Source organism: Psychrobacter sp. 28M-43, from assembly GCF_014770435.1.
GTDB lineage: Bacteria > Pseudomonadota > Gammaproteobacteria > Pseudomonadales > Moraxellaceae > Psychrobacter.
The window spans coordinates 622,797-643,226 of the sequence record NZ_CP061739.1 but is presented as its reverse complement, the minus strand read 5'-3'; the positions used below and the strand labels follow the sequence as shown (position 1 = coordinate 643,226).

General features: G+C 39.9%; 30 protein-coding genes and 1 pseudogene. 7 read left to right on the top strand and 24 right to left on the bottom strand.

Annotated features, from left to right (window positions below; genetic code table 11):
* Positions 1–97 precede the first annotated feature (97 nt).
* The 7 genes and pseudogenes from IEE84_RS02775 (at position 98) to IEE84_RS02745 (ending at position 8,164) form a co-directional block, all read left to right on the top strand.
* Positions 98–1,534 (top strand): tyrosine-type recombinase/integrase, encoded by a 1,437-nt coding sequence (locus IEE84_RS02775; RefSeq protein WP_057758735.1) that lies wholly within the window; start codon positions 98–100, stop codon positions 1,532–1,534.
* Entirely contained in the window at positions 1,527–3,488 is a 1,962-nt protein-coding gene (locus tag IEE84_RS02770; protein WP_057758733.1) for a hypothetical protein, read from the top strand. Before IEE84_RS02775 ends, IEE84_RS02770 begins: the two co-directional genes overlap by 8 nt.
* The gene (locus IEE84_RS02765) at positions 3,485–5,524 is read left to right on the top strand and encodes a hypothetical protein (RefSeq protein ID WP_057758731.1); all 2,040 of its coding nucleotides are present in this window, start codon (positions 3,485–3,487) and stop codon (positions 5,522–5,524) included. The genes IEE84_RS02770 and IEE84_RS02765 overlap by 4 nt, the downstream gene beginning before the upstream one ends.
* A 1-nt stretch (position 5,525) precedes the next feature.
* On the top strand, positions 5,526–5,945 hold the full coding sequence (locus IEE84_RS02760; RefSeq protein ID WP_057758729.1) for a hypothetical protein: 420 nt from the start codon (positions 5,526–5,528) through the stop codon (positions 5,943–5,945).
* 103 nt (positions 5,946–6,048) lie between these two features.
* The gene (locus IEE84_RS02755) at positions 6,049–6,546 is read left to right on the top strand and encodes an elongation factor P hydroxylase (protein ID WP_057758727.1); all 498 of its coding nucleotides are present in this window, start codon (positions 6,049–6,051) and stop codon (positions 6,544–6,546) included.
* A gap of 409 nt (positions 6,547–6,955) precedes the next feature.
* Positions 6,956–7,312 (top strand): annotated as a pseudogene (locus tag IEE84_RS02750) (elongation factor P hydroxylase); the annotation flags it as partial.
* 231 nt (positions 7,313–7,543) lie between these two features.
* Positions 7,544–8,164: an L-threonylcarbamoyladenylate synthase gene (locus IEE84_RS02745; protein ID WP_160023599.1), complete on the top strand. Its 621-nt coding sequence runs from the start codon at positions 7,544–7,546 to the stop codon at positions 8,162–8,164.
* 130 nt (positions 8,165–8,294) lie between these two features.
* On the opposite strand, the gene rplQ is transcribed toward IEE84_RS02745, so the two are convergent.
* The 24 genes from rplQ to rplB all read right to left on the bottom strand — a co-directional run bounded on the left by rplQ (position 8,295) and on the right by rplB (position 20,426).
* Positions 8,295–8,654, bottom strand: a complete 360-nt coding sequence (gene rplQ, locus IEE84_RS02740; RefSeq protein WP_021813387.1) for a 50S ribosomal protein L17 — start codon at positions 8,652–8,654, stop codon at positions 8,295–8,297.
* 19 nt (positions 8,655–8,673) lie between these two features.
* Complete coding sequence (locus IEE84_RS02735; protein ID WP_021813386.1) at positions 8,674–9,681, bottom strand: DNA-directed RNA polymerase subunit alpha; 1,008 nt, start codon at positions 9,679–9,681, stop codon at positions 8,674–8,676.
* Positions 9,682–9,761: 80 nt separating this feature from the next.
* A complete protein-coding gene (gene rpsD, locus IEE84_RS02730) occupies positions 9,762–10,403 on the bottom strand; it encodes a 30S ribosomal protein S4 (protein WP_057758723.1) in 642 nt (213 codons plus the stop codon).
* A 48-nt stretch (positions 10,404–10,451) separates the two neighbouring features.
* The gene (rpsK, locus tag IEE84_RS02725; protein ID WP_010196728.1) at positions 10,452–10,841 is read right to left on the bottom strand and encodes a 30S ribosomal protein S11; all 390 of its coding nucleotides are present in this window, start codon (positions 10,839–10,841) and stop codon (positions 10,452–10,454) included.
* 20 nt (positions 10,842–10,861) lie between these two features.
* Positions 10,862–11,218, bottom strand: coding sequence for a 30S ribosomal protein S13 (gene rpsM / locus IEE84_RS02720; protein ID WP_021813384.1), 357 nt, complete (start codon positions 11,216–11,218; stop codon positions 10,862–10,864).
* 247 nt (positions 11,219–11,465) lie between these two features.
* Positions 11,466–11,582 (bottom strand): 50S ribosomal protein L36, encoded by a 117-nt coding sequence (rpmJ, locus tag IEE84_RS02715; protein ID WP_010196721.1) that lies wholly within the window; start codon positions 11,580–11,582, stop codon positions 11,466–11,468.
* A gap of 31 nt (positions 11,583–11,613) precedes the next feature.
* Positions 11,614–12,945: a preprotein translocase subunit SecY gene (gene secY / locus IEE84_RS02710; RefSeq protein ID WP_166739245.1), complete on the bottom strand. Its 1,332-nt coding sequence runs from the start codon at positions 12,943–12,945 to the stop codon at positions 11,614–11,616.
* A gap of 19 nt (positions 12,946–12,964) precedes the next feature.
* On the bottom strand, positions 12,965–13,405 hold the full coding sequence (gene rplO / locus IEE84_RS02705) for a 50S ribosomal protein L15 (RefSeq protein WP_057758719.1): 441 nt from the start codon (positions 13,403–13,405) through the stop codon (positions 12,965–12,967).
* Positions 13,405–13,584 (bottom strand): 50S ribosomal protein L30, encoded by a 180-nt coding sequence (rpmD, locus tag IEE84_RS02700; RefSeq protein WP_057758718.1) that lies wholly within the window; start codon positions 13,582–13,584, stop codon positions 13,405–13,407. Before rpmD ends, rplO begins: the two co-directional genes overlap by 1 nt.
* A 20-nt stretch (positions 13,585–13,604) precedes the next feature.
* On the bottom strand, positions 13,605–14,120 hold the full coding sequence (rpsE, locus tag IEE84_RS02695; RefSeq protein WP_057758716.1) for a 30S ribosomal protein S5: 516 nt from the start codon (positions 14,118–14,120) through the stop codon (positions 13,605–13,607).
* A 2-nt stretch (positions 14,121–14,122) separates the two neighbouring features.
* Entirely contained in the window at positions 14,123–14,473 is a 351-nt protein-coding gene (gene rplR / locus IEE84_RS02690) for a 50S ribosomal protein L18 (protein WP_057758713.1), read from the bottom strand.
* An 11-nt stretch (positions 14,474–14,484) separates the two neighbouring features.
* Positions 14,485–15,018 carry a 50S ribosomal protein L6 gene (gene rplF, locus IEE84_RS02685; RefSeq protein ID WP_057758710.1) on the bottom strand — a complete coding sequence of 178 codons (534 nt, stop codon included), beginning with the start codon at positions 15,016–15,018 and terminating at the stop codon, positions 14,485–14,487.
* A 176-nt stretch (positions 15,019–15,194) separates the two neighbouring features.
* Positions 15,195–15,593, bottom strand: coding sequence for a 30S ribosomal protein S8 (gene rpsH, locus IEE84_RS02680; protein ID WP_191114787.1), 399 nt, complete (start codon positions 15,591–15,593; stop codon positions 15,195–15,197).
* Between the two features lie 11 nt (positions 15,594–15,604).
* Positions 15,605–15,910, bottom strand: coding sequence for a 30S ribosomal protein S14 (gene rpsN, locus IEE84_RS02675; protein ID WP_010196705.1), 306 nt, complete (start codon positions 15,908–15,910; stop codon positions 15,605–15,607).
* A gap of 12 nt (positions 15,911–15,922) precedes the next feature.
* Positions 15,923–16,459, bottom strand: a complete 537-nt coding sequence (gene rplE, locus IEE84_RS02670) for a 50S ribosomal protein L5 (RefSeq protein ID WP_101204865.1) — start codon at positions 16,457–16,459, stop codon at positions 15,923–15,925.
* Positions 16,460–16,480: 21 nt separating this feature from the next.
* Complete coding sequence (gene rplX / locus IEE84_RS02665; protein ID WP_101204866.1) at positions 16,481–16,798, bottom strand: 50S ribosomal protein L24; 318 nt, start codon at positions 16,796–16,798, stop codon at positions 16,481–16,483.
* Between the two features lie 8 nt (positions 16,799–16,806).
* Positions 16,807–17,175, bottom strand: a complete 369-nt coding sequence (rplN, locus tag IEE84_RS02660; protein ID WP_010196702.1) for a 50S ribosomal protein L14 — start codon at positions 17,173–17,175, stop codon at positions 16,807–16,809.
* Positions 17,176–17,358: 183 nt separating this feature from the next.
* Positions 17,359–17,634: a 30S ribosomal protein S17 gene (gene rpsQ, locus IEE84_RS02655; protein ID WP_021813375.1), complete on the bottom strand. Its 276-nt coding sequence runs from the start codon at positions 17,632–17,634 to the stop codon at positions 17,359–17,361.
* Entirely contained in the window at positions 17,631–17,828 is a 198-nt protein-coding gene (gene rpmC / locus IEE84_RS02650; protein ID WP_025644397.1) for a 50S ribosomal protein L29, read from the bottom strand. Before rpmC ends, rpsQ begins: the two co-directional genes overlap by 4 nt.
* Positions 17,828–18,241 carry a 50S ribosomal protein L16 gene (gene rplP, locus IEE84_RS02645; RefSeq protein WP_025644399.1) on the bottom strand — a complete coding sequence of 138 codons (414 nt, stop codon included), beginning with the start codon at positions 18,239–18,241 and terminating at the stop codon, positions 17,828–17,830. Before rplP ends, rpmC begins: the two co-directional genes overlap by 1 nt.
* Before the next feature lie 3 nt (positions 18,242–18,244).
* Positions 18,245–18,967 carry a 30S ribosomal protein S3 gene (rpsC, locus tag IEE84_RS02640; protein ID WP_057758704.1) on the bottom strand — a complete coding sequence of 241 codons (723 nt, stop codon included), beginning with the start codon at positions 18,965–18,967 and terminating at the stop codon, positions 18,245–18,247.
* Positions 18,968–18,970: 3 nt separating this feature from the next.
* Positions 18,971–19,300 carry a 50S ribosomal protein L22 gene (gene rplV, locus IEE84_RS02635; RefSeq protein ID WP_021813373.1) on the bottom strand — a complete coding sequence of 110 codons (330 nt, stop codon included), beginning with the start codon at positions 19,298–19,300 and terminating at the stop codon, positions 18,971–18,973.
* Between the two features lie 10 nt (positions 19,301–19,310).
* A complete protein-coding gene (rpsS, locus tag IEE84_RS02630) occupies positions 19,311–19,586 on the bottom strand; it encodes a 30S ribosomal protein S19 (RefSeq protein WP_010196682.1) in 276 nt (91 codons plus the stop codon).
* A 12-nt stretch (positions 19,587–19,598) separates the two neighbouring features.
* Positions 19,599–20,426, bottom strand: a complete 828-nt coding sequence (gene rplB, locus IEE84_RS02625) for a 50S ribosomal protein L2 (RefSeq protein WP_057758702.1) — start codon at positions 20,424–20,426, stop codon at positions 19,599–19,601.
* Between the last annotated feature and the right edge of the window lie 4 nt (positions 20,427–20,430).

Genomic DNA, 20,430 nt, shown 5'->3' with positions numbered 1-20,430 from the left:
TTGCCATAAATGATGCAAAGAACCAGTTCCATTCGTTATCTCAATATATAGAAAAGCTTATGTTTAAAGCCAAAGAACTCAGTGAACTAGAAAAGAGATGAAACCTTCTCTTAAAGACCTTTTTGACTCTAATGCAAAAGTAATTTATCTAAGACGGTTTAGATTGCAGAATGCAAATTGGTCAAAGACTGCTCAGGCTAATGATTACGATTACACTTTTAGCTCTTTAGCTAACTCAGATTATCACTTCAGAATGCCTGTTATCATTCAATCAGATGGTTTACCTTGGAAAATAGGTAACCTATATCTCATGGGACAACTAGACACTCCTGCGCTTTCAAATATGAAAACGTTATCCGCAAGAGCTATCCACCTAAAATACTATCTACAGTACCTAGAACATAGTAACCAACACTTTTTAGACTTACCTACCCAGTATCAGCAAAGAGTTCCTCGCAAATTCAAAGCTTTTTTACAGGCTGTAATAGAACAGCACGACTTTAGCTCTCAATACATTAATAACATTCTGTCCTCTGTTGCTCATTTCTATAATTATATACAGCATCAATCATTCGTATCTCAGTCTGATATAGAGAATAAGCCCTTTAGAGAAAGGAAGGTTTCTATACCTATTCATAATAATGTAGGAATAATGAGGAATATTAGTGTTATTACAAATGATCTCAAGCTAAGAAGCAGCAGAAAACCCTTACCATCACTAGGTAAGTTGAGAGATGGAGGCAGTCTGCGTCCTTTAAGCTCTGAAGAACAAGAAATTATTTTCAGGGCATTTGATAAAAACTATGCGTCAATAGAGTTAGAGCTAATGATAAGAATAGCTCTCGGAACAGGAGCTAGACAACAAAGCGTATGCACTCTCTCTATTGCTTGTATCAAAACTGCTCTCCACTACTTAGAACAAAATGCTGATTCAAATTATGCCGTGATAAATACTGGATATAAATACAGAACAGATTCAAAGGGTGGGCGACTAAACCGCTTAATGTTTTCACGTAACCTAATTGATCATTTAGCAACATATATAGATTGCGAAAGAGCGGAACATAGAAGACAAAATATAAACAGCTTTTATGCAAATACTGACGATAACTATGTGTTTTTAACTCGAACTGGAAACCCCTATTTAACTGCTGAAAGAGAAATTATAGATCGTAATCGTAACAACCCTAAACCAGTTTGGAACACTGAAGCGCCCGTTATGGTACCTAAAAACGGCCAATCTTTAAGAAATGAATTAAAAAAATTCATTTCCAAGGTTCAAAAATTTGAACCAAGTCTTCAAAATTTTTCATTCCATGATTTGCGTGCTACCTATGGGATGAATATCGTAAGAAACCTTAGAGCTAAGGAATACCCTGATTCTAAGATATTTGATCATGTCAGACAAAGGTTAAACCATAGAAGCCTAACAACCACTGAGGCCTATCTAAAATTCGACTCGGAAGTAAAAGAATTCAATGATATACAAGATACGTTCGGCGTAACATTTGATAAGGGCGAATATAATGTCTAATTCTTTCAATGACAGGCAGCTTATTGAGATAAGCACTAAGCAAATAGAAGATATCGTTGATCCTCAATACACAGTAATTGTAGGTTCAAGAGCTGATGGTGTGTCCTTTAAAGTCGATATTGGTAGAGTCTGCTATACCAATAGAGAGAACGATTCTGGTCATTCCCGAGATAAAACTAAGAGCTATATTACGGGCCTAGTTGATGAATCAACATTGTCTATAGAACGTGTAGAATGGTTGAGAAGGTACCTTAGGGAAATCCTTCAAAAAGGGTTGAGAGATGAAACGGTGCGAGGTTACCTTCATAATTTAAGATATTTTTTTGATTTTTGTGATTTTGAAGGCTCTAAGCCTCTTACTTTAGATGATTTAGCATCTAATTATAAATATTATCAAATTAATCTCTATCAAAAGGCGCGTTTAAGTGGTGCAAAATCTATAAGCACTACAACTCTTTATGACAAGCTAAATACTGCAAGAGATTTCATAAAAATCGCTTATAACTTATCTGATATCGATATACTTAGTATTATTCCCAAGCATCGTCATATGGGGCATAACAGTAAAGAAAGAGACTCCTCATTAGAAGACTTCAAAAACTTCTTACAAACCTGCATTACATACTTTAATGAATTCTCATACGCCATATTAAATAAAATCTACCCTATACCTATTACTTTAGCAAAATCATCAAGTAATGATTATTATTGGGATTCAACTAGAAAATATGGCATAAAGAAACTACCTAATTGCTTCTACAATAGTGGTGAACCCTTACCCTTTAATGAGGTAAAAAATGCTTTATCAAATTATTATAATTGTGAGCATACTAAGAAAGATTTCTATAAAAACACATTAATAAACAACAGAAATACATGGATCAATGAGAATTTAGACTCTAGAAAAATTTATGCTTATAACCTATGTACATATTGCTTTTATTACATTTACCTTTCTTTCACTGCTGCTAATATACAACCCACACTTGATTTGAAAATATCTGATTTAAATTTGGAAAACCTTGGCTTATCAACTTTTGCTAAAAAACATAAATATCGAGCAGGTAGACAGATTGAATTTTCCGCTCCTTCTCACTTAAAACGTTATCTCATACAGTATTTGAAACTTAGAGAGTGGGTTGATAACCTTCATCTTCCTGGAGACTGTCAAGAATACTTGTTTATGCGTATTGGAGAACATCGTCAATTAAAGCGTTTTGCACGTAGCTCTGTCAGTTCTATTGACGACAATACTCCACTTTTTAAAGGGGTTAAAAGGGTTACTGCTAGAGACATTAGAAACCTATGTGCGGAATACTACATAAAACATTCTAAAGGAAATTTGTCATTAGTAGCTAGGAAGTTGAATAACTCTTTAACTACAGTAGCTAAATCTTACACTTCGATCGATATTGAGTCTCAAGCAATAGAGATGAATCATTATCACGAAAAAATGATTACCGCAGTTCTTAGGTCTAATCGAACTAATGAACAAACTATATCTATCAAGACTTCAACTAACTATGATACGGAGAAAATACCAGCAGGATCTTGTTCTAACCTATCAGATAATGATCCTGTTAAGGCATTGGGCTTTAATAATGAAGCCCCCAACCCTTCCTGTGCTACATTTGAAAGTTGTTTGTTCTGTGAATTTTTTGCAATTCATATAGATTTTGAAGATATACATAAACTATTAAGTTTGAAGGAGGCTCTACTAAAGTCTTCTATGATTCGTGATGATCCTGAATATCATCTTCTCTCTATAGAACCATCACTATTTAGAATTGACGAGATTATCAATATTCTTAAAGGAAAAGATAATAGAGTAATTGAACTCGTTGATGATGCTGAACAAAAAATAAAAATGCAAATTTATAATGAGTATTGGGATGAGCATATAAATTTTCTCACTGTAGCCTCAGAATCTAACAGAAAAAGCTTAAGTTTATGACCAAGACAATGATGCGTGAACCCCTCGTTAAAGAGATACAACCAATATCTAAAGACCTAATCGAAAACCCATCATCTGGTTTGATTGTAACGCTTTCCAAGAGTGGAGATGCTTTATCATTATTCTCTGATGATATTTGGGACTATAGTGCTACTAGCAATTCACATAGAACTATTAATTTTAGAACTAAAATTCGGAACCTATCCTCATCTATTAATACCGACGGCAAAAAATTCAAATCAGCAGTTAAGTTTTTGAAGGTATTTACTCTCAATTGGAATTGTGAGATGAATGGATGTTCTATGTCAAAATTGAATAGTGATATAGTCGCTATATCCTTCCTAATTAGTTACTGTGTAAACAATAATATTGACTTTAATAATATATTTACTGACAGTAGTGCAATCGACTTCCTAGTAACTAATAGTTCGACGGAGAAACAAATAGGTTTGCATTTAGGCAAGATACAAAGATTTATTGATACAGCATCTGTTTTAAATCAAAGTAATTTTTGGTGTAACATGCAACCTTCAAAAGAATTTTCAAGCAAACTAAGAAAGACTAGAAAATCTTTCCCTGAGACTTCTCAAAGTCTTCAAACCATGATCATTCCTTCACGTATTTATCAGAACCTGCTAAAAGATACCATTGAAAGTTTGCAGGTTTTTAATAAGCACGCTGAGCAGATCTCATATGTTTTTTCTGCACGTACTAAAGTAAGAGATGAAGCATTAAGATTAGATCAGAGTGTACCTATGAGTAAGCTTACTAAATCACAAAAAAGCTTAATCAGATTTTATTGGCAAACTGCTTTGAAGACAGATACAAAGCTAACTAAGATTTTAGCAGAATTAACAGATTTAAACATCATCAAGAATGCTAATTGGTTAAGTTTAACAATCAGCTTAGGTCAAATACAGATGAAAAGCGCTTTTGTTATAGCTGCGTTTACAGGTATGCGTAAAAATGAATTACTATCTATCCCTTTCAACGGGCTAAGACATATTCATTCCGATACTGGGAATATACCTGTAGTATGGTCAACTACAACAAAATTGGAAAGTAATGGAGTACCAAGATTTACAAAATGGGTAACAGGTTCAATTGTTGAAGAAGCTTTTGAAGCAGCTAAATTTATCACTCAAGGAGCTTTGAACTGGTCTGCTAATAAGAGTCAGGTGGCAGAAGATGAGAGTAAGTTACCGTTGTTTTTTTCAATTGAAAATGGGAAATCTGGAAAGCCTCATCCGCATTTTGATTATGCAACAACTGCCTTAAATAGCAACCTCATTCAAAAAATAATGTCATCAGAGCACTTATTAATTTCAGAACAAGACTTAAAGGAAGTCAGTCAATTTTTATACGGCGATGAAATATCTAATAATATTAAATTAGGTAAGCCTTGGCCTTTAGGCTTTCATCAGTTTAGACGCTCCTTAGCCGTGTATGCTGCTTCTAGTGGTTATGTTTCATATCCTACTCTTAAATCCCAGCTAAAACATATAAGCATGATGATGACAGTCTATTACACGGACTCAAACTCTAGAGCGATAAATATTTTAGGCAACGGCCCTGAAGTCAAAGCTATGCAAAAGGAATGGCAGGAGGCCCAAGCAAGAGTAGAGTCAGATAATTTGCATGAATTGTTAGATAGCAGGGTGACACTAACTGGTGCAGCTGGTAAAAATCTACAAAAAAGAAAAGTAGAGAATAAGCTTCCTAAGTTCTTAGATAATAGAAATAGTACTAAGAAAGCAGTCAAAAATGGCAAAATTCGTTATCGATCTACTTTAGTTGGCGGATGTATGTCTATTAAACCTTGTGATAAAGGTGCTGGTGTATTGGCATCTGCTTGTATTAGCTGTGAAAATGCGGTGTTTTCACCAGAATCCAAAAGTATTTTGCTACAAACTAAAGATTTTTATAAGTCTCAACTCACTTTAGATATTCCAAAGCGTGTTCATCATGAATACGAAGTGAGTATTAAAAAAATAGACAGTCTTCTTTCAGTATTAGAAGTAAATCAAGAGAAATAACATGAAAACTAGCCAGGCAGAACAGGCTTATTGGGATGCTTTGAATCGTCTACAAGATGGTACAGCCAAAATTGTCAATACAAAGTCATCACGGTTTAAGTTTACTAGAGACGCTGTAGGTAGAGAGGCAGGTAAAGGAAAAGGGTATGTCCGTAATGAGAGATATCCAGAACTTTGCGAAGCAATAACAAAAGCGGAAGAAGAACGCAAAAATCGTGCTCAAGAAAAACCTAATACTTCTACTAAGTTAAAACATGAAAAAGAGCTCAAAATCAAAGCTAATTTGAAATACGACATGATAAAAGAAGAATATGACATTATAATGCAAGATTATCTTAACATTCTAAGACAGAATTTTGAACTTCAAAGAGAGTTAGCAGATTCTCCACATATAAGATTAGTGAAAAGATCTAATAAATAGCTTAATCTTGTTCCTGTTTAGCTCAAATACAATCTATGAATAAAGCCTCTCTAAAGCTTTATTTCTCATATTACGGCTATTAAGATGCCTTAAAAGTATTCCTATGAATGACGATCATTTGTGTAACAAACTAAAAATTTTATTTGAACATCTTTTTCCTACTCTAACCATAATTGGTGGAGTAGATGAACCCTACTATGAAGCGCCAAAAGCAGATACAAATGCGAAGATCTTTTTTAAAGAAAACTACCCAAGAAGCCTATTACATGAAATTGCTCATTACTGTTTGGCAGGGCAAAAACGACGCAAATTAGATGACTATGGTTACTGGTATACTGAATGTGGTAGAACAAGTGAAGAGCAAGAGCTATTTCAATTGGTTGAAGCAAGACCTCAAGGCTTAGAAAAGGCTATGTGTGAAGCTATAGGTATACATTTTTCACCTAGCTTTGATGATTTTTCAGGTCGACCGATATCAGAGGTGTTTCTAAAAAACTTAGAAGTTAATTATCAAGAGATGATTACGAATCCTCCTCCTACGGCTAGAATAGCTTTAGAAACATTAATGCATACAGATTTTTCTACGTTAAGGGATAATTAGTTTATTAACTACATATTGCAAATTCATACTTACTTAATTTTAAAATTTCAAAGCAGTCATGTGAAGTATATTCATCAGGCTACTATTCAGCCGATGATAACTATAGTAAATATTCTAGCCTTCCCAATTTTATTGAAAAAACAAAGAATATCTACTAAGAGAAGAACCAACAAAAAGTCCCGATCTATTCATCAAAAATAAAATATTGATATGTCTCGATTGTATATACACGGCTAATATAAGCTTCTTAGTGCTTTGAAAAGTGATAATTCCAATGACTCACTTAATGTACAATATCTCCTTTTATGAGGAATATTGTACATTTTTTTATCAAGAAGCTGATTTTACATCATTACAATTACTTCTTTATCAATCAATAACTTAGTAATGTACATTTATAGTTAAGAGTTTACTAGAAATCAGCCATTGGTGCGTAGCTGGTGACGCTCGTAGACAACTATCTGACTTTGGCTACTGGTATGCTCCAGATGGACGATCAGCGGCTCAGCAACAAGCATTTGAGCGTGTAGAAATCAAACCTCAAGCATTGGAGTGTCTATTCACCTTGGCGTGTGGACGAAATTTCCAAGTCTCACAAGATAACTTGTTTGCCGACTTCGACACCAGTAGTAGCACCTTTGCTATTGATGTCTATCAGCAAGTCCAAAGCTATATAGCAAAACCTCATACTTTGCCGCGTGACGCTAAGACTTTACTGACTGCGTTACTTAGCGCTTGCATTTCTCCATCTGAAATCAACGTTTAATTCAAATTACTAAGCGTCCCTACTTATTAACGATTTTCTACGGTTGGTAACGCCTTGCCACTAAACTTATATCTACTTTGAGCTATACTGATAACTGAAGTGGTATTTTGAAGATATCGATCTGCTTTAGTTCTAGAATAGTTTTTCTAATATATTTAGTAATTGAACTAAATCTAATTAATGAAAATTTGTCTCAATTAAAAACCAATAATTATAAAATAAGGAACCACTATGGAAGTCTTCTATATTCATCCAGACAATCCGCAGCCACGTCTCATTGAGCAAGCCGCTGACCTATTACGCAGAGATCAATTAATCATTTACCCAACTGATACCAGTTACGCTTTTGGTTGCCGTTTGGGTGCAAAGGATGCGCTAGCGAAGCTTAAGCAAATCCGTGAACTCGATGATAAGCATCAATTTACCTTACTATGCCGCGACCTAAGCGAAATTGCCAATTATGCAACAGTTGATAATGTGCAATTTAAACAGCTGAAAGCCCACACCCCTGCCCCAATTACTTTTATTCTTACTGCCACCAAAGACGTACCTAAGAAACTGGCGCATGCAAAGAAAAAGACCATTGGTATTCGTGTGCCTAGCAACCCCATTGCTCAAGCATTATTAGAAGCGATGGATGAACCTATCTTAACCAGCTCACTGATTTTGCCTAATCGGGACGATATTTTGGATGATCCGTTTGAGATTGAAGACTTACTAGGCAATCAAATCGACGGACTGATCAATGCAGGTATAAAGACGACCAAGCTTACTACTATCGTAGATATGACTAGCAGCGTTCCTGAAGTTATCAGGCAAGGTGCGGCTGATGTCGATTCGTTATTACTCTAAACAGCTAGTTATTGTTCTAAATAGCCAGTTATTGCCCTAAACAACTAATAGTATATTTAGTCAAATTTAAGACAAAAAAAAGCTCCAATTGCATTGGAGCTTTTTTATGGAATATGTCTTAGGTGTAAAACTAGTCACGATCAACCAATTCTACATAAGCCATTGGCGCATTGTCACCATCACGGTAACCGCATTTTACGATACGCAAATAACCACCTGGACGCGTCTGGTAACGAGGACCTAACGTGCCAAATAATTTGCCTACCATAGCTTTGCTACGCATACGGCTGAATGCTAAACGACGGTTAGCAACGCTGTCTTCTTTAGCCATAGTGATCAATGGCTCGGCAACGCGACGTAGTTCTTTAGCTTTTGGTAAAGTTGTTTTGATCAGTTCATGCTCAAATAATGAGTTAGTCATGTTCTGAAACATTGCCTTACGATGACTGCCGGTACGACCCAGCTTGACTCCACTCTTACGATGGCGCATAGTCAAAAATCCTTAAAGTTTAACGGCTACGATAAGAAAAGCGATCATCAACACGTAAATCAGCTGGTGGCCAGTTATCTAGGCGCATACCGAGCTCTAAATCTTTAGACGCTAATACGTCCTTGATTTCTGTTAATGATTTCTTACCAAGATTTGGGGTTTTTAGAAGTTCAGTCTCTGAACGCTGTACCAAATCACCGATATAGTAAATGTTTTCAGCTTTCAAGCAGTTGGCTGAGCGAACCGTTAGTTCAAGATCGTCCACAGGGCGTAATAGCACCGGATCAACCTCTTCTTTCTCTTTCACAGGCTCAGGCGCTTCTTCAGCTTCTAGGTCAACAAAGATAGAAATCTGTTGTTGTAAAATAGTGGCTGCTTTACGAATTGCTTCTTCTGGATCTATAGTGCCATTAGTTTCAAGCTCAATGATAAGACGATCAAGATCAGTACGCTGCTCTACACGAGCGTTCTCAACCTGATAAGCAACACGAAGCACAGGACTAAAACTTGCATCAAGCTTTAAGCGTCCAATTGCTTTAGTATCACCATCTTCACGGCGCTGGTTTGCTGGCTCATATCCACGACCCATCACTACACGCAAACGCATCTTAAGATGACCACGATCGCTCAATGTACCCAAGACCAATTCTGGATTGATGATGTCAACATTGTGCGGCAACGCGATGTCTGCAGCAGTAATAGTGCCTGGACCTTGTTTATCCAAGGTCAAAAATACTTCATTTTGGTCATGAAGCGTAATTGCTAAGCCTTTTAGGTTCAAAAGCAAATCAAGTACGTCTTCTTGCAAGCCTTCAAGCGTTGAGTATTCATGGTCAACACCATCAATCTCAGCTTCAATGACTGCAGCACCAGGTAATGAAGATAACAAGATGCGACGCAGAGCATTACCTAGGGTATGCCCAAAGCCGCGTTCTAACGGTTCGAGCGTGACTTTCGCAATCGTTTCGTTAACCGTATCCACATTAATGGCATTCGGCGTTAGAAACTCAGTTGCATTTAGCATCATGATGTCACCTCGATTTATTAAACTGGTTTAATTAACGTTAATTGCTCAATGCCATTTTCATAACATTGAGCATTACGTCATTACTTAGAGTATAGCTCAACGATCAAGCTTTCGTTGATTTCAGCAGGTAGATCAATACGATCAGGCGCATGTTTAAACGTGCCTTGTAGTTTGCTGTGGTCAACATCAAGCCATTCTGGAATACCACGTTGTGTCGCTAATTCGATAGCGTTTTTAATACGTAGTTGTTCGCGAGATTTCTCTTGGATAGCGATGACATCACCATCTTGAAGCTGAATTGAAGGAATGTTCACACGAACAAACTCATCACGGCCAGCTTTTTTTACCATAACAGTACGATGACTGACTAGCTGACGTGCTTCTGCGCGAGTTGAGCCAAAGCCCATGCGATATACAACGTTATCTAGACGGCTCTCAAGCATTGCTAGTAGGTTTTCACCAGTAGCGCCACGCTTACGAGCAGCTTCTTTATAGTAGTTCGCGAATTGACGCTCTAGTACACCATAAATACGCTTAACTTTTTGCTTTTCACGCAACTGTAGAGCATATTCTGAGGTCTTGTTACGGCTTACGCCATGCTGACCTGGTGGACGACCAGCTTTCTTCGTTTTTACGTCATACGGTTTAACGCCAGACTTAAGGCCTAAATCCGTACCTTCACGACGTGATAATTTCAGTTTTGGTCCAATATAGCGGGCCATTGTTATGTCTCCTATAAGCTTTTAGTATAAAAAGCTTCGTCTTTAATATTAGACGCGGCGCTTTTTCGGCGCACGGCAACCATTGTGTGGGATTGGGGTTACATCAGAGATGCTGTTAACTTTATAACCCAATGCACCTAGTGCTCTTACCGCAGACTCACGACCCGGTCCTGGTCCTTTGACCAAAACATCGATATTCTTAACACCATATTCTTGGGCCGCTTTACCAGCGACTTCAGCTGCAACCTGAGCTGCAAATGGTGTAGATTTACGTGAACCACGGAAGCCTTGTCCACCTGAAGTGGCCCAAGCCAATGCATTACCTTGACGATCGGTAATCGTAACAATGGTGTTATTAAAAGACGCATGGATATGGGCAATGCCCTCCGATACTGAACGACGAGCCACCTTTTTGCGACTGCGAGTGTCTTTTGCCATCTTTTAGCTTCCTAAGTTAATTATCTTTTGAGAGGGCGTGTCGGACCCTTACGAGTACGAGCGTTGTTCTTGGTGTTCTGACCTCTAACTGGTAGGTTACGACGATGACGGATGCCACGGTAACAACCAAGATCAACTAAACGCTTGATGTTCATTGAAACTTCACGACGAAGGTCACCTTCAGTCATGTAGTTTGCAACTTGTGCACGGATAGCATCTAACTGTGTATCATCTAACTGACTGACTTTAGTAGTAGGGGCGATGCCAACTGCTTCTAAGATTTTCTGAGCAGTGGTACGACCTACACCAAAGATGTAAGTTAGTGAAATAACAGCATGCTTATTATCCGGAATGTTTACGCCGGCAATACGAGCCATTGATTTCTCTCCATTAAAGAAAAATAAGCGTTATCTAGCGATAAGGCTTTACTCTTCAGATTTGTTGCTGTTAATACTAGAGCTTTTATAGTCATTATCGATGTTTTGACTATAAGTCTGCTCATCGATTCTATTATAAAAGATTTTGTATAAACACGGCAAGTGGCGGATGATATCGCATCCGCCGTTATTTTTCAAGTATTAATTTAATTAGCAGCGAAAACTAGAGGTTTTCTAATACTAAATATTAACCTTGACGTTGCTTGTGGCGAGGTTCTGCTGTACAAATAATATGTACACGGCCTTTACGGCGCACAACTTTACAGCTACCACAAATCTTTTTAACTGATGCTTGAACTTTCATAGCATGCTCCTTGAAATATCGTACCGCTCATTTAAGGTTGAGTGGGCGATTGAATTAACGTCTGATCATGATATTGATGGGTCATCAAATGCGCTTGAATCTGCGAGATGAAGTCCATTACCACAACCACCATAATCAGTAAAGACGTACCACCGAGTTGAAACGGCACACCAAACGATGACTGGACGACCATTGGCATTAAACAAATAACCGTCATATACATCGCGCCAATAAAGGTCAGTCGGTTTAATACATGATCGAGGTAACGCTGAGTTTGTTGTCCTGGGCGAATACCTGGGATATACGCACCACTACGTTTAAGGTTCTCTGCTACTTCACGCGGACTAAATACTAATGCCGTATAAAAATAACAAAAGAAGATAATCATTGCGCCAAACAGTACTAAATATAGCGGCTGTCCTGGAGACAACACCAATGCCATATTTTGAAGTATTTTCTGTACAAAGGTAGGATCAGTCGATTGACCAACCCACTGCCCTAAACTTGCAGGAAACAATAACAAAGAACTGGCAAAAATAGCTGGGATAACCCCTGCCATATTTAGCTTAAGCGGCAAATGTGATTGCTGCTGAGCGTAAATTTTGCGGCCTTGTTGCTGTTTTTGTGCATAGTTCACAGGAACACGGCGTTGAGCACGTTCAATATAAACGATACCCGCAGTAACCGCGATACCTAGCAGTACAAAAATAAATAGCACAATCAAGTTCATCTGACCTTGATTGACCTGTTCAATAGACTGCGAAATCATACCTGGCGTACCAGCCACAATACTCGCAAAAATGAGCATTGAAATACCATTACCTACGCCGCGCTCTGTAATCTGCTCACCAAGCCACATTAAGAACATTGCGCCTGCTACCAAAGAAGTAACAGCTGGAATATAAAAGGTAAGACCAGTAGATAAAGTAAGGTTTTGGCTGATTAAGCCGGCACACATTCCTAATGACTGTACTAGGGCTAAAGCAAGCGTTCCCTGACGGGTATACTTGTTTAACTTGCGTCGTCCCGCTTCACCTTCTTTTTTGAGGGCTTCAAGCGATGGCAATACTGCAGACATCATCTGTACGATAATCGATGCTGAGATATATGGCATAATGCCAAGCGCCATGATAGACATACGCTCTAGCGCACCACCTGAGAACATATTAAACATGCTCAGAATGGTGTTTTCGTTGCGCGAAAACAGATCAGCCAAGTTAACTGGGTTGATACCCGGAACTGGAATATGTGACCCTAAACGATAAACAATCAATGCGCCGATTAAAAATAATAAACGCGTCCATAGCTCATCATACTTACGTATAAATGCGAATGGATTAAGCGGTATACCAGCCGATGACATTGATTGTTTTGACACGTTACTACTCCTCGATGCTACCACCAGCAGCTTCGATAGCTTGCTTAGCACCTTTAGTCACTTTAATACCTTTGAAAGTATAAGCTTTAGTGACTTCGCCTGATAGCATTACACGAGCACGTTTCATATCGTGACGGATAAGGTTAGCAGCTTTAAGTGTTTCAAGGCTAACTACATCGCCTTCAATTTTATTCAGTTCAGAAAGACGTACTTCAGCAGTCTTCATAGCCAGTTTACTGGTAAAACCAAATTTTGGTAGACGACGATATAGAGGCATCTGACCACCTTCAAATCCTGAGCGAATGCTAGAACCTGAACGAGATTTCTGACCTTTTACACCACGACCACCAGTCTTACCAAGACCTGAACCGATACCACGACCACGACGCTGGGCAGTTTTCTTTGCGCCAACACCTGGTGATAATTCATTTAATCTAAGACCCATTACGCTTCCTCCACTTTTACCATGTAGTTAACGCGATTGACCATACCACGAGTCGAAGGAGTATCTTCTACTACTACAGTATGATTAATACGGCGTAAACCCAATCCTTTCAAGCTCGCTTTGTGGCTCTTTAGGCGATGGGCACCCGATTTAAATTGAGTGACTTTCATTTTTTTCATCGTAACTCACCTAGTCTAAGTTAACCCAAGATTTCGTCTACAGATTTACCACGTTTAGCTGCCATCTTCTCTGGAGTTGACATATCACGTAAACCGTTAAACGTTGCGCGAACAACGTTAGCAGTATTGGTAGAACCATAACATTTAGTCAAAACATCTTTGACACCAGCAACTTCTAATACAGCACGCATTGCGCCACCAGCGATTACGCCAGTACCTTCAGATGCAGGTTGCATATAGACTTTACTAGCACCATGACGTGCTTTGATTGGATGATGCAAAGTTGCATCATTTAGCTCAACAGTAATCATATTACGTTTGGCAGCTTCTAGTGCTTTTTGGATAGCAGCTGGCACTTCACGTGCTTTACCGCGACCAAAACCTACACGACCATTGCCATCGCCCACTACAGTTAATGCAGTGAAAGAGAAAATACGACCACCTTTAACAACTTTCGCTACGCGATCAACGGTAACTAAGCGTTCTACTAGACCGTCAGTCTGTTCATTTTTATCATTTTTATCATTTCTAGCCATGATTAAAACTCCAATCCGTTTTCGCGAGCAGCTTCTGCTAAAGCTTTAACTCGACCATGATATTTGAAACCACTACGGTCAAAGGCAACTTTAGTAATGCCAGCTGCTTTTGCGCGTTCTGCGATCATTTGGCCTACAGACGTTGCTGAATCAGCATTACCAGTCGCGCCTGAACGCAAGCTGCTGTCTAAGGTAGATGCCTGAGCAATCACTTCACCACCATTTGGAGAGATAATCTGGGCATAAATATGTTTTGACGTGCGGTTAACCGTTAAGCGATGAACGCCTAAGAAACGGATATGCGCGCGTGTTTTCTTAGCTCGACGCAGACGAGCTGCTTTTTTATCAAACATTTCAACTCACCTTATTTTTTCTTAGCTTCTTTGCGAATCACATGCTCGTCACTATAACGAATACCTTTACCTTTGTAAGGCTCAGGTGGGCGGAAACCACGGATGTTGGCGGCTGCTTGACCAAGCTGCTGTTTATTGTTTGATTTCAAAACAATTTCAGTTTGCGTTGGCGTTTCAGCTGATACACCTTCAGGTAACGTATACTCTACTGGATGAGAATAACCAACGTTCAAGGTTACTTTGTTACCAGTAACTTGCGCGCGATAACCAACACCAATCAACTGAAGACGTCTTTCAAAGCCTTCGTTTACGCCAGTAACATAGTTGTTAACAAGAGCGCGCATGGTGCCAGTGTGCATCATAGCTTCTTTTGAATCGACTGTAGGTGAGAAAATGATAGCATCATCTTCCTGTTTCAGCTCGACCAATTCATGCAGGCGTAAAGACATAGAACCGTTCTTGCCTTTAACTTCGACCTGCCGATCGTTCAAAGTAACGCTTACGCCGTTTGGCAGCGTCACTGGGGCTTTAGCCACACGAGACATAGGAATATTCCTTAAAAAATTTAACTTCTTTATATTAGCGAAAAAACTAACAGGCTAAAAAGCGTGTTAGTTTAGCATAGTTGACTGTGTTAGACATCTATCAATTCGAAATAATTTAATATTACTCAATCAATAGAAGCCTAACAACCATCAAATAGACTTCATCGTCGTATAGCTTACGCTACAAATGCGACGATTTCACCACCGATACCAGCAGCGCGTGCAGCACGATCGCTCATGATACCTTGGCTAGTAGATACGATGGCAACACCCATACCTTGCTTAACAGTAGGGATAGCGTCTTTACCGCGGAACTGGCGTAAACCAGGACGGCTGTAACGTTGGATAGTTTCGATGACAGCACGGCCTTCGAAATATTTCAATTCAATAGTAAGGGTTGCTTTGTTGTTTTCTTGCTCAGTAACAACGGCGCTCGCCACATAACCTTCGCTAACTAGCAAATCAGCAATTGATTTACGTAATTTAGAGCTCGGCATTGCTACCGATACTTTGTTAGCCATTTGTGCGTTACGGATACGGGTTAGCATATCCCCAACGGTATCTTGCATACTCATATAGTTACTCCTTACCAGCTTGCTTTACGAACACCAGGCACATCGCCTTGCATGACACGCTCACGCAGCATATTGCGTGATAAGCCAAACTTGCGGAAGTAACCGTGAGGACGACCGGTGATAGCACAACGATTACGCAGACGTACTGGTGATGAGTTGCGTGGAAGAGCTTGTAGCTCTAACATCGCTTCCATACGAGTTTCGTCACTTGCAGTCATATCACTGATAGTTTCTTTTAGCTTGATACGCTTTTCAGCATATTTAGCAACCATTTTTTCGCGCTTCAATTCGCGGTTAATCATGCTCTTCTTTGCCATAACGTCTTTACCTTATTTAAATGGGAAGCCGAATGCTTTAAGCAACGCACGACCTTCTTCATCAGATTGAGCTGACGTGGTGATTGTCACATCCATACCACGGATACGATCAATCTTGTCAAAATCTACTTCTGGGAATACGATTTGTTCTTTGATACCCAATGAGTAGTTACCACGTCCGTCAAAGGCTTTAGGTGAAAAACCGCGGAAATCACGAATACGAGGAATTGCAATGGCAACGAGACGATCTAAAAATTCGTACATTTGCTCACCGCGTAGCGTTACTTTACAGCCAATTGGCCATTCTTCACGAATCTTAAAGCCAGCAACTGATTTACGCGCTTTGGTGACAACAGGTTTTTGACCAGCAATCGCGGTCATATCAGCTACAGCACCTTCCAACAATTTCTTGTCTTGAGACGCGCCGCCTACACCCATGTTAAGTGTGATTTTAGTGATTTTAGGCACTTGCATCACATTTGCCAAACCAAGCTCTTCTTTGATTTGCTGCTTTAGTTCATCGTTATATAAAGATTTTAATCTTGCCATTACCATTACACCCTTAGTGTCTTACGCAGTCGCCACTACTTCACCGCTTGAACGATAGACGCGTTGTTTCTTGCCGTCTTCGCCAAACTGATAAGTAATACGGTCTGCTTTTTGGGTTTGCGCATTTAAGATTGCGACATTTGAGATATGCAGAAAAGCTTCTTGCTTAAGAATGCCACCTTCAACGCCAGTTGCCTGATTTGGCTTCTGATGTTTGGTAACAATATTAATGCCTTCAACTTTAATACGATCGTTTTTTACAGCTTGTACAGTACCTTGCTTGCCTTTGTCTTTCCCAGCAATCACGATAACTGTATCGCCTTTACGTAATTTTGACATGGATTACCTCACAATACTTCTGGTGCTAGTGATACAATTTTCATAAACTGATCACCACGTAGTTCACGAGTTACCGGTCCAAAAATACGAGTTGCAATCGGCGCTTTGTTTTGATTCAACAATACCGCAGCATTGTCGTCAAAACGTAACACAGAACCATCTGGACGACGAACGCCTTTTTTGGTACGTACAACTACTGCATTCATCACGTCGCCTTTTTTAACACGACCACGAGGAATGGCTTCTTTAACCGTTACTTTAATAATGTCGCCAACTGATGCATAACGACGATGAGAACCACCCAGTACTTTAATGCACTGAACTCGCCTTGCACCGCTATTATCTGCAACTTCCAGCATTGACTCAACCTGAATCATAGCGTTACTCCACACGTATGAGCAATAAAAACCAGTTGCTGCCGCTAGCACAGAATGAGTAGGACGGCATTTTAATATAAATAACCGCGACTTACTCTTAATGTGAGTGATATACGCTCGGCGCAATCAGCATCCTTAAAAAGGCGGCTATTTTAACAGCTTCTGGCTTTTAATGCAATTTACTTAGATTTTTTCTACTTTTTCAACCACATCAACTAAAGTCCAAGACTTAGTTTTTGAGATTGGACGCGTTTCTTTGATGCGGACAAGGTCGCCTTGTTGGCAAACGTTATTCTCATCATGAGCTTTGATTTTCGTAGAACGACGAAGCTGCTTGCCATACAAAGGATGACGAACCAGACGCTCAATCAAAACTGTGATGGACTTGTCCATCTTGTCGCTGACAACTCGTCCTGTCAATACGCTAGCATTGGTAGCTGTTTGATTGTTATCGCTCATGAGTCGCCTCGTTGTTTCTCGTTAATCAAAGTCTGAAGCTGGGCAATCGTACGACGATTGGCTCTAACTTCATGGGTATTACCCAACTGACCAGTTGCTTTAGCCATACGAATACGGAAAGCATCAAGTTGCTTTTCATCAAGTAACTGGGTCAGTTCTTCTAATGATTTATCACGTAATTCACTGATCTTCATTACATTATCGTCCGCTTAACAATGGTAGTTTTAAAGGGCAATTTTGCTGCAGCGAGCGTTAATGCATCACGAGCAAGCTCTTCAGATACCCCTTCAATTTCATATAGCACTTTACCAGGTTTGATTTCGCATACCCAATATTCTACTGGACCTTTACCTTTACCCATACGTACTTCTAATGGTTTGTTGGTAATTGGTTTGTCAGGGAATACACGAATCCAAATCTTACCGCCACGCTTAATTTTACGAGTGATGGTACGACGTGCTGCTTCGATTTGACGAGCTGTCATACGACCACGCGTCAATGATTTTAGACCAATTTGTCCGAATGCAACGGTGCTTCCACGATGAGCTAGCCCAGTGTTACGACCTTTGTGCATTTTACGAAACTTGGTACGTTTTGGCTGTAACATAGTTTAACCTCTGTCTGAGTTTCGACGGTTTCCACGACCACGGCGTTTTGGCGCACGAGTCTGCTCTTCTTTGACGGGATTATATACACTGTTCATACCGTCAAGGATTTCGCCACGGAAAATCCAAACTTTAACACCGATGGTGCCGTAAGTTGTCTCTGCACGAATTGACGAGTAGTCAATATCAGCACGGAGTGTATGCAATGGCACACGACCTTCACGGTACCATTCACTACGAGCAATCTCAGCACCGCCTAGACGGCCAGACAGCTCAACCTTGATACCTTTAGCACCAGAACGCATGCTGTTCTGTACCGCGCGTTTCATCGCACGACGGAACATAACACGACGCTCAAGCTGGCTACCGATGCCGTCTGCTACCAAACGTGCATCAAGGTCAGGTGATGTGATTTCTTCAATGTTGACCTGAGCAGGTACGCCCATAATTTTGGTCAATTCTTTTTGAAGTCTTTCGATATCTTCGCCTTTCTTACCGATAACAATACCAGGACGCGCAGTGGCGATGGTAATCTTAGCAGCGCCAGTAGGACGCTCGATCATGATGTTGCTGATCATAGCGTTGTCTAGCTTTTTGCGTAGATATTCACGAACTTGAATGTCGTTGATTAGGTATTCTGAGTATTGTTTAGGGTTAGCATACCAGTTTGCGTTATGCTTTTTTACAACACCAAGACGAATTCCGATTGGATGTACTTTTTGACCCATAACTTATTCTCCTACCTTTATAGTGATGTGACAAGTACGCTTGCTGATACGATCAGCACGGCCTTTGGCACGTGGTAGGATACGTTTTAGCGTAATGCCTTCATCAACATAGATAGTAGCGACTTTTAGGTCGTCAATATCTAAGCCGTGATTATGTTCGGCATTGGCGATGGCTGAGTTAAGGCATTTCTTAACAAATACAGCGCCTTTTTTATTGCTATACGTTAGGATATCCAAAGCACGCTCAATAGATTTGCCACGAACTTCATCAGCAACGAGTCTAACTTTTTGTGCCGATATGGCGGCACCGCGTAATTTTGCAGTTACTTCCATGGTAAGCACCTTATCTCTTAGCTTTTTTGTCAATGCCGTGACCACGATACGTACGAGTCGGGGCAAATTCACCTAGTTTATGACCAACCATCTGCTCGCTCACGATAACCGGTACATGAGTACGGCCGTTGTGAACAGATAAAGTTAGGCCAACCATTTGTGGCAGAATCATCGAGCGGCGCGACCAAGTCTTAATTGGCTTGCGTGAGTTGGTGTCTAATGCATTCTCAACTTTAGCAAACAAGTGCGCGTCTATGAATGGACCTTTTTTCAATGAACGAGGCATGAAATTCTTCCTTTATTTCTTCTTGGCGCGACGGCGGATGATCATGTTGTCAGTACGCTTATTGTGACGCGTTTTAAGTCCTTTAGACTTCTGACCCCAAGGGCTGGTTGGATGGCGACCTTTGTTACGACCTTCACCACCACCGTGTGGGTGATCAACCGGGTTCATAGCGACACCACGAACAGAAGGACGAACACCACGCCAACGTGAAGCACCGGCTTTACCAAGTGATTTCAAGTTGTTTTCAGTGTTAGAAACTTCACCAATAACAGCGCGGCAATTTACGTGTACACGGCGAGTTTCGCCAGAACGCATACGTAGAATAGCATAAACACCGTCACGACCTAGTAACTGAACGCTAGCACCCGCAGAACGAGCCATCTGTGCACCTTTACCGATTTTAAGCTCGATATTGTGAATCACAGTACCCAATGGGATGTTTTTTAGCGGTAAGCAGTTACCTGGACGAATTGGAGAAGTCTCGCCTGACATTACTGTATCACCAACTACTTGCTTCTTAGCAGCGATAATGTAACGACGTTCGCCATCAGCATACTTAAGTAGAGCAATATGAGCAGTACGGTTAGGATCGTATTCGATACGCTCTACCGTTGCGGGGATATTGTCTTTAGTACGTTTGAAATCGATAATGCGATAATGTTGCTTATGACCACCGCCAATGTGACGAGTAGTAATGCGGCCATTATTGTTACGACCACCTGACTTGCTTTTTGATTCTAGAAGTGCTGCAAACGGACGACCTTTGTACAGGTGTGGATGCACTACTTTTTCAACAAAACGACGGCCTGGTGATGTTGGCTTTGCTCTTACGATAGGCATGAGT